At 34.3% G+C, this 14,748-nt stretch carries 15 protein-coding genes and 1 other RNA gene; 8 read left to right on the top strand and 8 right to left on the bottom strand.

Annotated features, from left to right (window positions below):
- Positions 1–16 precede the first annotated feature (16 nt).
- The gene (locus AC23MB_RS03430) at positions 17–604 is read right to left on the bottom strand and encodes a DUF4199 domain-containing protein (RefSeq protein ID WP_312321721.1); all 588 of its coding nucleotides are present in this window, start codon (positions 602–604) and stop codon (positions 17–19) included.
- A 207-nt stretch (positions 605–811) separates the two neighbouring features.
- Here AC23MB_RS03430 and ffs point away from each other — a divergent pair.
- An RNA gene (ffs, locus tag AC23MB_RS03435) (signal recognition particle sRNA small type) lies at positions 812–909 on the top strand.
- Positions 910–1,050: 141 nt separating this feature from the next.
- Here ffs and AC23MB_RS03440 read toward each other — a convergent pair.
- The 4 genes from AC23MB_RS03440 to AC23MB_RS03455 form a co-directional block, all read right to left on the bottom strand.
- A complete protein-coding gene (locus AC23MB_RS03440; protein ID WP_487786515.1) occupies positions 1,051–1,731 on the bottom strand; it encodes a metal-dependent hydrolase in 681 nt (226 codons plus the stop codon).
- Between the two features lie 26 nt (positions 1,732–1,757).
- On the bottom strand, positions 1,758–2,204 hold the full coding sequence (locus tag AC23MB_RS03445; RefSeq protein ID WP_487786516.1) for an SRPBCC family protein: 447 nt from the start codon (positions 2,202–2,204) through the stop codon (positions 1,758–1,760).
- 10 nt (positions 2,205–2,214) lie between these two features.
- On the bottom strand, positions 2,215–3,141 hold the full coding sequence (menA, locus tag AC23MB_RS03450) for a 1,4-dihydroxy-2-naphthoate octaprenyltransferase (protein ID WP_487786517.1): 927 nt from the start codon (positions 3,139–3,141) through the stop codon (positions 2,215–2,217).
- An 85-nt stretch (positions 3,142–3,226) separates the two neighbouring features.
- The gene (locus AC23MB_RS03455) at positions 3,227–4,063 is read right to left on the bottom strand and encodes a 1,4-dihydroxy-2-naphthoyl-CoA synthase (protein WP_079668032.1); all 837 of its coding nucleotides are present in this window, start codon (positions 4,061–4,063) and stop codon (positions 3,227–3,229) included.
- Positions 4,064–4,229: 166 nt separating this feature from the next.
- On the opposite strand from AC23MB_RS03455, the gene AC23MB_RS03460 reads away from it, so the two are divergent.
- Positions 4,230–4,628, top strand: coding sequence for a hypothetical protein (locus AC23MB_RS03460; RefSeq protein WP_312321732.1), 399 nt, complete (start codon positions 4,230–4,232; stop codon positions 4,626–4,628).
- Positions 4,629–4,901: 273 nt separating this feature from the next.
- On the opposite strand, the gene AC23MB_RS03465 is transcribed toward AC23MB_RS03460, so the two are convergent.
- Positions 4,902–5,390 (bottom strand): DUF4920 domain-containing protein, encoded by a 489-nt coding sequence (locus tag AC23MB_RS03465; protein ID WP_313028145.1) that lies wholly within the window; start codon positions 5,388–5,390, stop codon positions 4,902–4,904.
- 33 nt (positions 5,391–5,423) lie between these two features.
- The gene (locus AC23MB_RS03470; RefSeq protein ID WP_374330663.1) at positions 5,424–7,514 is read right to left on the bottom strand and encodes an LTA synthase family protein; all 2,091 of its coding nucleotides are present in this window, start codon (positions 7,512–7,514) and stop codon (positions 5,424–5,426) included.
- 134 nt (positions 7,515–7,648) lie between these two features.
- Between AC23MB_RS03470 and AC23MB_RS03475 the strand changes: the two genes are divergently transcribed.
- The 6 genes from AC23MB_RS03475 to AC23MB_RS03500 all read left to right on the top strand — a co-directional run bounded on the left by AC23MB_RS03475 (position 7,649) and on the right by AC23MB_RS03500 (position 13,679).
- Positions 7,649–8,473, top strand: a complete 825-nt coding sequence (locus AC23MB_RS03475) for a GIN domain-containing protein (RefSeq protein ID WP_487786518.1) — start codon at positions 7,649–7,651, stop codon at positions 8,471–8,473.
- A gap of 108 nt (positions 8,474–8,581) precedes the next feature.
- A complete protein-coding gene (lolA1, locus tag AC23MB_RS03480) occupies positions 8,582–9,226 on the top strand; it encodes an outer membrane lipoprotein periplasmic chaperone LolA1 (protein ID WP_374330667.1) in 645 nt (214 codons plus the stop codon).
- 96 nt (positions 9,227–9,322) lie between these two features.
- Positions 9,323–10,780, top strand: a complete 1,458-nt coding sequence (locus AC23MB_RS03485) for an LptF/LptG family permease (RefSeq protein WP_487786519.1) — start codon at positions 9,323–9,325, stop codon at positions 10,778–10,780.
- A 1-nt stretch (position 10,781) separates the two neighbouring features.
- On the top strand, positions 10,782–11,312 hold the full coding sequence (locus tag AC23MB_RS03490) for a GNAT family N-acetyltransferase (protein WP_313028138.1): 531 nt from the start codon (positions 10,782–10,784) through the stop codon (positions 11,310–11,312).
- Positions 11,313–11,425: 113 nt separating this feature from the next.
- A complete protein-coding gene (locus AC23MB_RS03495; protein WP_313028135.1) occupies positions 11,426–12,418 on the top strand; it encodes a TonB-dependent receptor in 993 nt (330 codons plus the stop codon).
- Complete coding sequence (locus AC23MB_RS03500; RefSeq protein WP_487786689.1) at positions 12,393–13,679, top strand: outer membrane beta-barrel family protein; 1,287 nt, start codon at positions 12,393–12,395, stop codon at positions 13,677–13,679. The genes AC23MB_RS03495 and AC23MB_RS03500 overlap by 26 nt, the downstream gene beginning before the upstream one ends.
- 181 nt (positions 13,680–13,860) lie before the next feature.
- Here the strand turns inward: AC23MB_RS03500 and AC23MB_RS03505 are convergent, their stop codons facing one another.
- Positions 13,861–14,742, bottom strand: a complete 882-nt coding sequence (locus tag AC23MB_RS03505) for a DUF808 domain-containing protein (RefSeq protein WP_313028133.1) — start codon at positions 14,740–14,742, stop codon at positions 13,861–13,863.
- Positions 14,743–14,748: the final 6 nt, after the last annotated feature.

A 14,748-nucleotide genomic window follows, 5' to 3' on the forward strand; every position in this document is an offset into this window, starting at 1 on the left:
TTAGGTAAAAATAAGATTATTCGTAGCGTTTTTTGTTTTTCAAAAAGGCTGCAATAATAATCGACAAAAGTAAATAAAATAATAAAATGCCGGCAAAAAGTTTTCCTAAAAATTCGAAAGAGAAATAGTTACGCTTTTCCTTTAAAGCTATTTCGCGCGCTTCTTTCGCTTCTTTATAATTCTTTTCTAACTCAACAACGACATTGGCATCTTTATGATTAGCAGCATCAATTTTTTGTTTTTGATAAGCTTCTTCAAGATTAGTAAGCTCAGTTTGTACGTATTGATAATTTAGTAAATCACGTGCATTTTTATCCACATAATTTAGGAATCCGAACATTGTCACCATCGATAAAAACCCGCCAACAAAAAGCGTTACAAACGATTGCTTAAAAGCTTGAGGATAAGTAATTTGAGTTCCTTTTCGCAACCAATATGTTGATAAGAAAGCGGCGATACCGTAAAGAAAAGTTAAACCAAACGCATTGATTTTCATACTAATATCCCAATAATTAGGACCAGCAAAAAAATAATAAACACCAAAGAATAACAACATCGTTACTCCGTATAAACCAAGACCAATAACTACTGGATTTTTCGTCATAATTTTCTAAAATGTGGGAAGATTATCTCTATCAAACTTCATTTTTGTCATTTTAAAAACCGATTTTTTTTATTAAATGACAAAATTTTTAAAATTTTCAAGATTTTTTCAAATTAAAAATCAAGCTATTAGACTAATTAACGCCTATAAATTCTCATTTTCTTGAGAAGACTCTTCCAAATTCATAAATAATTTCTATATTTGCACTGGCAAGTCCTACACAACCAGCTCCTGAGAATCCTCCAGGGTGGGAACGCAGCAAAGGTAATCGGTTGTAGCGGTGTGATGTAGGTAGCTTGCCATTTTTTGTGTCTATATGTTTCGTAATTTTATTTAAAAACTGAAGCATTAAATCCTCCAAAATCTCTGAATATTCTAATTTTACTTTATTTAAAATCAAACTATTAGCTGAATTTTTCAAAACTTAAAGCTTCAATTTATTTTAATTAAAATTCAAATTCCTCACCTAATTCTGGTAAACTGAATTCGATGCCTGCGTCTGCAAAATGTTTCTTTGCATTATCATGATTAATTTTGATTGGCTCAAACGTATCAAAATGACAACCGATAACTTTTGGCGTCAACAATAATTCTTTCGCCGCAAAAGCTGCTTTGCGAGGACACATCGTATAATGACGACCAATGGGAAGAATCGAAACATCTAGCTTTCCAAAAACTTTTGGGAAAATAGCCATCTCTGCAGAAACGCCCGTATCACCTGCTAAATAAAGATTTTTACCTGGCAAACGGAAAATATATCCTGCCGCTTCACCCCCGTAAGTTCCGTCCGGAAAAGAGCTTGTATGGCTTGCTGGCACCATGGAAATTTTAAGATCGTCAATTTTTGCAGATCCACCGAAATTGATGTCAATATTGTTCGCATGTTTGAAGTAGCCACAAATTTCTGGTTGCCCAATAATGGTCGCATCTGGATGATTCGCCAATACCTCAGCTACATCTGCAGTATGATCACCGTGCGCATGCGTAATCAACACATAATCAATTTTTTGCGCTGTAATATCGAATCCTGTTTTATCTTTTTGAAAGTTGTAAAAAGGATCACTCAAAATCGTTTTTCCGTTATGTGTGAACAAAAAGCAATTTTGTCCTAAGAATTTTATTTTCATTTTTTAATTTTAAAATTTAATTATACTTATTCAGCTGGGAATTTATCTTCGATAAGATTTAATTTAATCCCATGTTCTAACCAAGCTTTACAACCATCCAAAACCGTTGTAAAACCGCCCGTATTATCATTAACGACTTTAGCTAAGTCATCGCCAGTTTGCGGATAACCATAACTTTTGATGATTACTAAAGTTCCGTTTTTCATCTCTTGAAACTCGTAATCGACATTGGTTGCAGGATTTCCCCACAAAGTTTCGATTTTTTGATTTGGAACAATCTTCAAAGTTTGTACTTCTGATGACACATTATACATTTCCCAAGTCCAAGTTGTCGTAGTCCCTTCTTCCAGCTTTCCACTCGATTTTGTAAACCAAAATTTGGTTGTTATTTCGGGATTTACAAATGCCTCAAAAACCTCAGCAATTGGCTTTCTGATTAACATTTGACATTGTACAAAAATTGGATGTTCCATATATTTTGTTTTAAAAAAGATTAAGTCCAGCAGCGGTTAAAATCGCCATCATAAAGGTTAAAATCCCAACTTGTTTTAGGAAAGGATCTAACTCGCGGTTTTCTTTAATTTGCATAATCTTGCGTCGAAGTCCAGCAAATGGAAACAACAAAATCATTACAATAAATGCGTAATATCTGCCTTGCGCTTGCAATTGGTTAATCATTAAAAAAGTCAAAACCAACAAAATAGGAAGTTGCAATAACACCATTTCGTAGATCATCGCATTTTTGTAACCAAGTTTCAGAGCCAAAGTTTTTTTGCCAGAAGCTTCGTCGTTTTGCATATCGCGCATATTGTTAAGATTAAGCACTGCTGCGCTCAACAAACCAACAGCTGCCGCTGGAAGCAAAACATCCCAACTAAAAGTTTTAGTAAATAAGAAATAACTTCCGCAAACCGATACCAAACCGAAAAAGACAAACACGAAAATATCGCCCAAGCCCATGTATCCGTAAGGTTTTTTGCCAACTGTATAACCAATCGCTGCCAAAATACAAGCTACGCCCAAACCAATGAAAATATAAAATTCATTCATATAATTTGGGATAAATGCCACATACAACAAGGCAACGGTCGCTACAAAAGACAAAATTGAAAGTAGAATAACGGCATTTTTCATTTGTTTGGCTGTTATTTTCCCCGAAGCCACTGCTCTAGCTTCCGCTTCGTTGATTCTCAGTTTATCAGTTCCTTTTACACCATCTCCATAATCGTTGGCATAGTTGGAAAGGATTTGATACAGCAAGGTCACCAAAAGCGCCAATGCAAAAATCTTCCAATCCCAAAAGCCACCATCCTCCTTCAATCGCCATTTGGCAATAAAAGATCCCATGATAATTCCACTTAAAGAAAGTGGTAAAGTTCGCAGACGCGCTGCATGTATCCAGTCAATCATTTTTATTTAGGTAATAGAAAACAGAAATAAGGTTTTAGTTTTAGCATTGATGCTAATTTCTAATTCCTAACTTCTAATTCCTTATTTAAGATATCCATTGGTCGTCGCCAAAGTTTGGTTTTCTCTTTTCTAAGAAAGCATTGCGGCCCTCGATAGCTTCGTCAGTCATATAAGCCAAACGCGTTGCTTCGCCAGCAAAAACCTGTTGTCCTACCATGCCATCGTCTGTTAAATTCATAGCGAATTTCAACATTCTGATTGACATTGGCGATTTTCCAAGAATCTCTTGCGCCCATTCGTATGCGGTATCTTCAAGCTCTGCATGTGGAATAACAGCATTAACCATTCCCATTTCGAAAGCTTCTTGCGCAGAATAATTTCTTCCCAAAAAGAAAATTTCTCGCGCTTTTTTCTGCCCCACCATTTTTGCTAAATAAGCAGAACCATAACCACCATCAAAACTTGTTACATCAGCATCCGTCTGTTTAAAAATCGCGTGCTCTTTACTTGCCAACGTCAAGTCACAAACCACATGAAGTGAATGTCCGCCACCAACAGCCCAACCAGGAACAACTGCAATAACCACTTTTGGCATAAAACGAATCAAACGCTGAACTTCCAAAATATTAAGACGATGTCTTCCGTCTTCCCCAACATAACCTTTTTGACCACGCGCTTTTTGGTCGCCACCACTACAAAATGCCCAACCGCCATCTTTAGAACTTGGACCTTCGCCAGACAACAACACAACGCCTATCGATGGATCTTCCGAAGCATCAAAAAAAGCATCATATAATTCTGAAGTTGTTTTGGGACGAAAAGCATTTCTAACTTCTGGTCTATTAAAGGCGATTCTCGCAACGCCACCACATTTTTTGTACGTGATATCGTCGTATTCTTTAACTGTTTTCCAGTCTATCATTTTAATAAAATTTGGCGTAAAGATAAGGCTATAATGACAATTATTAAAATCTTAAAATTATTAATTCTCGAAAACAATTTTATTTCTATTTTTAGAAGTTAAAATCAGGATTATTGAGATATAGATTAACAAAACACCAATCCTGCTTTAGTTCGAAATGAATTTTATGAAAAAGAAAAATATTTTGTACGCAGCGCCAATCGTTTTGGTGATTATTTTTAGTCTTATTAATTCATATTTTACAAGTGGAAAAATTAATAAACATCCAAAATATACTACTGCAATTCTTGTTAATGAATATTTAGCACGTAGGTTAACTACTTTTGATTATAATTACAGCATTAATGGAATTAAGTATACCAATGCAGTTAGTTCTAACAAAGTAGAAATTGGAGAAAAATATCTTGTTGTTTATGATTCTCTAAATCCTAAAAACTGTGCTTTACTGCTAATCTATCCTATTGAAAAAGATTATGAACCCGCAAGTAATGGCTGGAAGTACAATGAAGTTCCATTTAAAATAGACACTGTATTAATACAAAAATATGTGAAAAATTATAAGTAATTATGAAGAAAGAGAAACTTTTGGACAGGTTACAAATATCTAGCAGTATATGATTCTCTAAATCCGAACTTTGCAATATTGTTACAAATTAACATTACAGATTTTAAGTTTCCTTCTCCTAGAAATGGTTGGAAGTTAAAAGAAATTCCTTTTCCTGTAGATAGCTTACGAATAAAAAAGATGTTGGAATAAATTTTCAAAAAAAAATTAAGCGCCTTCAACAGATGTCGAAAGGCGCTTTACAATATAATAATTGTGATTGGTCGGTGTTGATTATTTCACGACTTTAATAGCACTTGCTAAAAAGCGTGTTTCTGTTTTTGGATCTTTGATAGCATCAATCTCCGATTGTGGTTTTTTAGCATCTTCAGCGTAATGTTTCAGCTCGTTAACGGAAGTTGTTTTGCTTTCTGCATTGCCTTCTAGCACAACATTTTTCCCAACTAAAGCCATCGGTACAAAGAAACCATAATCTTTCATTTTAACAAAGAAATCTTTACCATCATCCGTTTTTAGTTTTACCCAACATCCTTTTTTAGGACAAACTTCGGTAACTGTACCTTTAACAGCAACGTTTTCAACTTTTGCTTCTTTCGTTAATTTTTTATTTAAATCTTTAACTGTAATTGCTTTTTTCGCCACAGTCATTTCTACGTCTTTTCCGTAATACTCACCAACTTTTGCTTCACCAGCTGGTGGACCAGATTGTGCGAAAGTGATAACACCAATCCCTAATCCTAATAAAAATAACAAGTTTTTCATGCTAATGTTAAATTTTTGTAAATGTAATAAAAATTATTTTGAAACAGACTTATCCAGCTTTTTATTTTTCAACCAATAAGACGTCGCCTCGTATGTAGCCACAGTTTCATTCTTTAATTGCTCGTCAATTGTCGTTCTCGGAACTTCATCAAAATACGGATTATAGATTGCTGAGATGTTATTTTTTTGAGGTTTTAGATCATATTGTTTCACCTTTTTTGTTGGTGAAATAATCGTCAAAATATTATCTTTTATTAAACCTAAATCTTGATAAGTCGCAATATAAGCACGCGGCTGATAATTGGTTTTAAAAATATCTTGACCTAAAAACTGACTTTCATAATTGAAATTCATCAAACCAAACAAAGTCGGCATCACATCAATCTGCGACATCAAAGTGCTCACCTCTTTTGGCTGTACAAGACCTTCGGAAAAAATAAGTGCTGGGATTCTGTATTTATCCATCGGCAATTCGGTTTTACCAGCAGACGATGCACAATGATCGGACACGATTACAAAAATTGTATTCTTATACCAATCTTGTTTTTTCGCCATTTCGAAAAACTTCTTAATTGAGTAATCGGTGTATTTAACGCCACCTTCACGCGATTTTGCATTTCCAGGAATGTCGATTCGTCCATCTGGATAGGTAAAAGGTCGATGGTTACTAACTGTCATCCAATGGTTAAAGAAGGGTTTTCCAGTTTTAGCTTCGGCATTCATCGTTTCGATCGCTTTTTTCGCCATATCCTCATCACTAACGCCCCATATGTTAGCAAAAGTAATTTCTTCAGGTTTAAAAGCTGCTCTGTCAACAATATCATAACCATTTCCGCCAAAGAAATCTTTCATATTATCAAAATAAGAATCGCCGCCGTACAAGTATTTAACTTGATAACCTTTCGATTTGAAAACCGATCCCGTCGTAAATTTATTCTTGTTATCTTCACGTTTAACAACACTTTCTCCAGCAGTTGGCGGAATACAAAGCGTTAAAGCTTCCAAACCGCGAACAGTACGATTTCCTGTTGCATAAAGATTGGTAAACATCATACTTTTGGTTGCTAAACTATCCAAAAACGGTGTGATATTTTGCTCGTTTCCGTAATGTTTTAAGAAATCTGCAGAAAGACTTTCAATGGAAATTAGAACCACATTTTTACGAATTTCCGCCGAATCACCCACAACTGGACGACGCAATTCTGATGGTTGATATTGACTTAAAAATTGTTTTTCCGCTTCTTCTATTCCTAAGCTTGGATAGAATTTAACAAAATCCAACTCTTTGGTATTAAATGCAGTATAGAATTTCTCCAAACCATTGCTTTTAATTTCTTCCGAAAAAGTATTTTGATAATGTATTTTTTTAAGCTGCCCAATCGCAAACAAACTCAATCCAAATAACACTACATAAGCTATAACAAAGATTATTTTTTGTATAAAATTTGGAAGTGTTAGCAGCTCTGATTTTGTTTTTTTATAAATGAAAATCGTAACGCCAATTGCAATTGCAATAATCACCGAAAACAACGGAACAACTGGATAAGATTCCATAATATTACCGATAACTTCGTTGGTATAGATTAAATAATCAACCGCGATAAAGTTGTAACGAACCCCAAATTCATTCCAGAAAAAATATTCGCTCACCGCATTTTGAATGATTAAAAACACATATAAAAACAGCGTAATGAAATATAAAATATTTCTAAATCTTTGTCTTTGATTCGGAACAAATAACAACAATCCGAACAGACTCGTTTTTAAACCAACAAAAATTAACGCAATCTCTGCGACAGAACCGCCATATTGTTTAAAAATATTATTTGGGACAAAGGCGATATACAATGCAAAAGCCAATAACAATCCGAAAATAATGTAACCCCAAGGTTTGTTGTATTTCGAATTGGATAAAAACAAAAAGTAAATCACCAAAAATACCGACGCAATACTAAAAATAAAAATATCGCTAATTGCGCCAACTAACAAAATCCCCAAGCTTTCGAAAAAGCCAAAACTACTGGTTGTTATTGGATGAAAAAAGAAAACCAATCTCAACAAAAATGAAATTAGCAAGTAAAAGCCGCCTAAATAAAAATAGGCTTTTAGTTTTTTGAAGTCCATAATTCGGTTTATAGTTGCTGTTTTTTGCGCCCGCAAGTTAAGATTTTATAAATTATTAAAAATATTTAAACTAAAATGTAACATACTTGCCGTTTTGATTGTCTAACTATTATAACATTACAAATTATATCACTATGAAAACAAATAAAATCTGTGCTATATTATTAGGTTTAAGCCTTACATTAAGCGCTTGCACTTACTCAAAATCTAATGGAGAAACCGAATTTACAATTGGAGGTTTTAACATGGGAAGTAATGAAGGCAAAGGCGCTTTGACCGACAAAACTTATACTTTTGATTTTGATGAAATAAAATCTTCTAATGCTTTGGACGTTGAAGTTGTAAAATCTAGCACCGAAAAAATTGTTGTTAACGCACCATCGGACATTATCGACCAAATCGAAGTTGTACAAGAAGGCTCAGCTGCAGTTATTCGTATTGCGAGAGGCGTTAGAAATGTTTCTACTAATCGAGTTAAGGTGAAAGTCTATGCTAAAGATTTTAACAAATTATCAGCTTCGTCAAGTTCGACAATTACCGTATCAGACGATTTTAAATCGAATGGATTTCTCATAAATGCATCTAGCTCGTCAACTATTAAAGGGACTTTCGATGCACCTTCTATCAATATCCAAGCAAATAGCAGCGCAGATATTGTGGCAAATATTATGTCAAAAGATATTATTGCACAAGTTTCTTCCTCGGGAACTATAAGCCTAAAAGGTCGTTCGGAAAGTATTAATGCTCAGGCTTCATCATCAGGAGATGTGGAAGGTGCAGAATTTACAGCAGATTCGGCCATGTTACAAGCCTCATCATCAGGTGGAATAAAAATAGGCGTTAGAAATTCGGTATCGGGAAGTGCATCTTCTAGCGCTGATATTGTTGTCCTAAAACGAGGGAATCTAGAAAGTAAAAATATAAAAGAAAGCAGCTCGGGTTCTGTCACTATTAAATAAAACTAATTTTTTGTCCTATTTGTACCGTTTGGCATACAATTGTATGTTTAGACTTTAACTTCTAAAAACTAGAAGCATCTAAACTATACGAACTAGAAAAGAATAAAAATGAAAAAATTATTAGAAAAGACAACTTTGGTGGGGCTTTCATTATTCACATTTGGATTGTCTTTTGCGCAAAAAATTGACCAAAAATCACAAAGCATTTTGGATGCTGTAACATCTAATTATAAGAGCAAAAAAAACACGTACTTCAAATTCACTTATGGTTCAGGTTCTGGAAAAGTAACCAAAGCCGAAACTGGGATTTTCTATTCTAGCAATGATAAATACAAGTTAAAAATCATGGGGATAGAACAGATTTTTGATGGTAGCAAAGTATACAACATCAACGATTCTGACAAAGAAGTTACGATTGCAAAACCAAATGATAGCGATGTGATGTTTTCGCCGCTTAGTTATTTAGAATCTTATAAAAAAGACTATAATGTAACCTATGTTGGCAAAAGAACTGTTAGCGGAAAATCTTTGGATTATATCAAGATGACGCCTGTTAAAGAAAATGGTCTATCGCAAGTTAATCTTTATGTTAACAGTGCCCAAAACAAATTAGTAAAACTAGAACAAATCGCTACTAACAACCAATTAGCAACGATTAGCATTAGCGATTACAAAGAAAATCAAAACTTATCTTCTAATGTTTTCAGCTTCGATAAAGCGAAGTATGCTAAATATTTAATCACAGAACTTTAATCTTATCATTAAAGCTTAAATATAAAAAGTCATAATGTCTTTCGCATTATGACTTTTTTGCTGTATTTTTGACGTCAAATTAGATAATTTTTCCATTTGAAAAAGTTAGACAAATATATCATTAAAACCTTTTTCGGGCCATTTTTCTTTATATTCAGTGTCCTGTTTTTCATCTTCATTGTCAACATCATTTGGGTGCAGATGTCTCAATTCACGGGTAAAGGACTGACTTATTGGGAGATTATTAAGTTTTTGTTCTACATGAGCGCCAATGTCGTGTCGATGGTTTTACCATTAACGATTTTGTTATCTGCCATTATGACCTTTGGTGATTTTGGGGAACGTTATGAGCTCGCTGCGATGAAAGCTGCTGGTATTAGCTTGACACGAGTTATGGCACCACTTTTTATCACGGTGACCATGATGTCCTTTGTCCTCTTTTTGTTTTCAAATAATGTCATACCCGACTTCCAACGGAAAGCTAAAAATATGTTGTTTAACATTGTTTCTAGTAAACCTGCGCTTAATTTTACACCTGGGGTTTTTATTGACCAAATGTCTGGGTTCTCAGTAAAATTTGATAAAATATCGGGAGAAAATAAGGAAAATTTAGAAGGCGTTTTTCTTCATAAAAAAGCAAATTCTTATGAAGATCAACAAACGATTATCGCAAAAAAAGGCCGTTTTGCAAAAGCGCCAGATCCTAACTTTTTAAAACTTGTACTTTATAATGGTTATATCTATGAAGACGATATCGCCAACAAAGCTTATAATGAAAGGTTAAATCAGCCCAATCAGTCCATTAAATTTGATTCATTAGCTTTCCACATCGACATTAGTGATCTTATCAACAAAGCCATCGAAAGTGAGAAAATTACGGATGATTATCGTTTTCAAAACTATTTTGAAGTCAACGAAACCTTAGCAAAAACTGATGAAAACAACAAAGTTAGCATCAATAGTATATCGAATCAGTCGATGATGACGGTCAATGCTTATGTTCAATATTTAGATAATCCACATAATAAAACCAAGGTTGATCCAACGCCAAACTTTACAGGTGAAGATCTCGCTGCGGACAAAAAAATGGAAGTCTTTTACAATGCTTACGTAAGACTTAACAATCTAAAAGACAGCAACAAACAATCGCAAGAGCAAATCTTGGAAATGAAAAAATACAAGAATAAAATAGTCATTTACCAACAGAGAATCCTTTCTTATTCAGTGACTTGTATTATTTTCTTCATGATTGGTGCGAGTCTCGGATCCATTATCCGAAAAGGCGGAATGGGACTTCCCGTCGTTATTGCGATTATCATTTTCATTATTTTCTACGTCATTAATTTGAGTGTCGAAAACTTATCTTGGAAAGGACAACTCGATCCTTATTTGGCAACTTGGGCACCTAATATGATTTTGTTCCCGTTTGCTATTTGGTTGACATACAAAGCTTTAACAGACTCTCAACTATTTGACATTGAGAAATATCGAACTTTGTTAAAACCAATCACGAAAAGATTTACAAAAACTAAAGAACACAAACGTTATCAATAATATGGAATTCTCGCTGCAATCTCGATTAGAAAACGATTTTTTGATTTTGGAACCACTTCAAAAAGAAGATTTCGAAGCTTTATATAAAGTTGCATCCGAAAAGGAAGTTTGGGCGCAACATCCCAATCCTGACCGTTATAAAATAGAAGTTTTCCAAAATTTTTTCGAAGGTGCCATAAAAAGCGGAGGTGCGTTCAAAATTTATGATAAAAAATCTGGCGAATTAGCAGGAAGTTCGCGCTTTTACGATTACAATGAAGCTGACAGTAGTATCTTAATTGGTTACACTTTTTATGGAACTAAGTTTTGGGGAACTGGACTTAATCACAAAGCGAAACGCATGATGATGGACTATATTTTCCAATATGTTGATAAAGTTATTTTCCACATTGGCGCAGAAAATTTACGTTCTCAAATTTCTATTTCGCGTCTCGGTGCCGAAAAAATTGACGAACAATTGGTTGAATATTTCGGAGAAAGTCCAAAATTAAATTTCATTTATCAAATTAAAAAAGAGAATTATCAGAAATAATTTTCATTTTTAAAATACTCAATTACAACAACTTACAATTTAATTTAAAAATAATTACATTTTTGATGTAACAGGAAATCCTTCTGCTTTATTATACCTATAAAATTAGTGTTATGAAAAAAGCAAGTTTCTTGTTAATCAATTTAATCGGCATTTTTACTTTTAGACAAAAAATCGAAGGCAAAATAACTGATACCAACAATACCAATCTTTCGTACGTTGAAATTGTGGCAACACAAAAGGATAAAAAATATTCCAGTATTAGTACCGAAAATGGAAATTTTGCTCTGCAACTTCCCGAAAACGGAACTTACAAACTAGAAATTTTTAAAGACCAAAAAAGTATTTTCAATGAAGAAATCCAAGTGCAAGGGACACTTCTTAAAAATATACAAACAACATCGCAACCCACAGCAGAAAAGCAAATCGAAGGCGTAACTGTTGTTGCAACAAGTAAAAAATTGGTAGAGCGAAAAGTTGATCGCTTGGTTTTTAATGTAGAAAATTCTGTAGCGTCGCAAGGTGTTGACGCTGTCGAAGCTTTGTCCCAAACGCCAATGTTGCGCACAACCGACGACGCCATAAGCATTGCGGGGAAAAGCAGCGTTGCAATTATGATCAACGACCGACTTGTGAATTTGTCAGGTGAAGAATTGATCAATTATCTTAAAAATCTACGTTCTGATGACATTGCAAAAATCGAAGTGATTACGACGCCACCTGCAAAATATGCTGCTGAAGGCAAAAGTGGCCTTATCAATATTGTACTCAAGAAAAATACAAATATTGGTTGGAATGCATCTTTGCAAACTTCGGGAAGCGTGAGTTCTGTCACAAGTTGGCGCGATGGTGCAACTTTTAATTACCAAGGCAAAAAACTTTCGGTGTCGACATCTGGAAGTATGGGCGAAAATATTTGGAAGCAAAAAAACTATAATTATAGCATTGGTGAAGATCAATATTGGAATTCGGATGGAAGTTATTGGGGAAATTATCGTTACAAAAATGCCAACATAAAAACGGAATACAAACTCAATGACAAAAATTTAATAGGTTTTAATTATAATTACTCATTTTCAAATCCTTACAACATTAGCAAAAAATAATGTTAGAACTTTACAAAACGGAACTTCGACTGAATTTGTATCGCAAAATGTCAACCACAATCATAACAATAATCATTACGCAACAGCTTTCTACGATATCAAATTGGACAGTTTAGGCAGTAAATTAAGTTTTTCTGGAAATTTAATCTCCAATAAATTGGCGTTGATTAACAATGTTTCAACCTTACAAAACACAGAAAAAAAAGCTGTTAACTACAACGATAACTTGTACAATGTTTACTCTAGACAAGTCGATCTTGAAAAGAATTTTTCGAAAATTAAAACCGAATCAGGTCTTAAATATACCATGTTTAAAAATGAATCTACAGCTCAGTTTTTTGATATTGAAAATGAACAAACACAGTTAAATCCTCTGCGAAGCAACGCCTTTATTTATCATGAAAAAAATTATGCAGCTTATGTGTCATCAAGTTTTAAAATAGCTGAAAAATGGGATGCAAAATTAGGACTTAGATACGAACATACAGAGTTGGATGGGACTGCAAAATCTGACGGAGCAATGGTTAAATCGTCTTATGGGAAATTCTTCCCAACGGTTTATTTTAGCTACAAAGCGAACGATAACAACACGATGTCGCTTAACTATTCGCGTAGAATTCGTCGTCCGTATTTTGGAAATCTTAGTCCTTCAAAAGTCTACACTTCAGACTATGAATATTATGTAGGAAATCAGTTTTTGAAGCCTTCTTTCTCGGACAATGTGGAATTGAGTTATGTTTTAAAAAATAACTTTACGACAACGCTTTACTTCACACATACATCCGCTTCTTGGGGTAGAATTCAGAAGATTGAAAACGGAAACAAAATCACGAAAACCGAGAATTTCTTTACCGAAAATCAAACTGGGATGAGTCTTAACTACAGCTTTAACAAATTACGTTGGTTGGAGTCAAATGTATTCTTAACGGGCTTCTACAACCAATCTACGAGTACCAGATCCGATGTCAATATTTTCCCAGCAAGTTTTGGCGCCAACCTTAATATCAACAATAGTTTCTATTTAAGAAAGGATAAAAACTTAGCATTTACGCTTGGTTATTGGATGGATTTGCCAAGCAAACAAGGCAATTCGGATATTAATTTCAGTAATAATCTTTATGCAGGTTTAAAACTAAATTTACTATATAAGAATCTTATGATCACCTTGAGTGTTAATGATATTTTTAACACACAAACTTACAAAGGCCGCGAAACGTACTCGAATTTCACATCGAATTTCAAATACAAAGGTCTTTCGTAAAGCGCCAACCTTTCGTTGACTTACAAGTTTGGAAATAACAACATAAAAGGCGCAACCAACCAAACCAAATTTGAGGAACAAAGTCGCGTTGGCGGTTAAGAATTTATTTAATATTTACTCAAAAAAAATCGGCAGTCTCATTGGGAACTGCCGATTTTGATTTATTTAAAAATTAATATTTCTACGCCTTCTTCATCTTTTTTACGATAGTTTGAATTAAAGTAATTACCGCAACCATCGCAGTTCCGACAATAATACCAAGTCCAGCTTCATTTATAATATCCGGAATATGAGGAAGATAATCATGAAGATGATCTATATTATGCATAAAAATTCCGCCAGAAACCAGTAACAATGCAATCGTCCCAACAACGCCCAAAACTTTAATAACAATCGGAAGAAGTTTCACTAAAAAATGTCCAATTTTTGAGAAAATTCCGCGGTCGTTAGATTTATCAATCAATCTAAAACCTGCGTCATCCATCCTAACAATTAGCGCAACAATCCCGTAAACACCTACTGTTGCTAAAACTGATACGACGCAAACGGTTACAATTTGGATATTAAGAGGTTGCTTAAGAACCGTTCCCAAAGCAATAATCACAATCTCGATGGACAAAATAAAATCGGTTGTAATCGCAGCTTTTACTTTTGCTTTTTCCTGTTGTTCAGGAAGTTGATGCTCGAGAACTTCAGTAATATTATTATCCGTTTGCTCGATTTCTTTTTTATGAAACAAAAAATGGAAAATCTTTTCCATGCCTTCGAATGCTAAATAACAGCCCCCCGCAATCAAAACATATTTAATAATAACTGGGAAAAAAGCGTTTAGCAACAACGCAATCGGAACGATTATTAACTTATTAAGGAACGAACCTTTCGTAATCGCCCACAACACAGGAATCTCGCGCGAAGACTGAAATCCTGTTGCTTTTTCGGCATTTACTGCGAGGTCGTCCCCCAAAATACCAGCGGTTTTTTGAGTTGCGACTTTACTCGCTACTGCGACATCGTCCATTAACGCTGCCAAATCATCTAAAAGTGCAAAAATGCCTGAAGCCATAAATTA

It is taken from the genome of Soonwooa sp. T0.1_25, assembly GCF_057652215.1.

Coding starts and splice junctions, on each gene's coding strand:
- AC23MB_RS03475 (WP_487786518.1), top strand. CDS start 7,649: ATGAAAACAAATAAAATCTGTGCTATATTATTAGGTTTAAGCCTTACA.
- lolA1 (WP_374330667.1), top strand. CDS start 8,582: ATGAAAAAATTATTAGAAAAGACAACTTTGGTGGGGCTTTCATTATTC.
- AC23MB_RS03495 (WP_313028135.1), top strand. CDS start 11,426: ATGAAAAAAGCAAGTTTCTTGTTAATCAATTTAATCGGCATTTTTACT.
- AC23MB_RS03470 (WP_374330663.1), bottom strand. CDS start 7,514: ATGGACTTCAAAAAACTAAAAGCCTATTTTTATTTAGGCGGCTTTTAC.
- AC23MB_RS03460 (WP_312321732.1), top strand. CDS start 4,230: ATGAAAAAGAAAAATATTTTGTACGCAGCGCCAATCGTTTTGGTGATT.
- AC23MB_RS03465 (WP_313028145.1), bottom strand. CDS start 5,390: ATGAAAAACTTGTTATTTTTATTAGGATTAGGGATTGGTGTTATCACT.
- AC23MB_RS03445 (WP_487786516.1), bottom strand. CDS start 2,204: ATGGAACATCCAATTTTTGTACAATGTCAAATGTTAATCAGAAAGCCA.
- AC23MB_RS03455 (WP_079668032.1), bottom strand. CDS start 4,063: ATGATAGACTGGAAAACAGTTAAAGAATACGACGATATCACGTACAAA.
- AC23MB_RS03430 (WP_312321721.1), bottom strand. CDS start 604: ATGACGAAAAATCCAGTAGTTATTGGTCTTGGTTTATACGGAGTAACG.
- AC23MB_RS03440 (WP_487786515.1), bottom strand. CDS start 1,731: ATGAAAATAAAATTCTTAGGACAAAATTGCTTTTTGTTCACACATAAC.
- AC23MB_RS03490 (WP_313028138.1), top strand. CDS start 10,782: ATGGAATTCTCGCTGCAATCTCGATTAGAAAACGATTTTTTGATTTTG.
- menA (WP_487786517.1), bottom strand. CDS start 3,141: ATGATTGACTGGATACATGCAGCGCGTCTGCGAACTTTACCACTTTCT.
- AC23MB_RS03505 (WP_313028133.1), bottom strand. CDS start 14,742: ATGGCTTCAGGCATTTTTGCACTTTTAGATGATTTGGCAGCGTTAATG.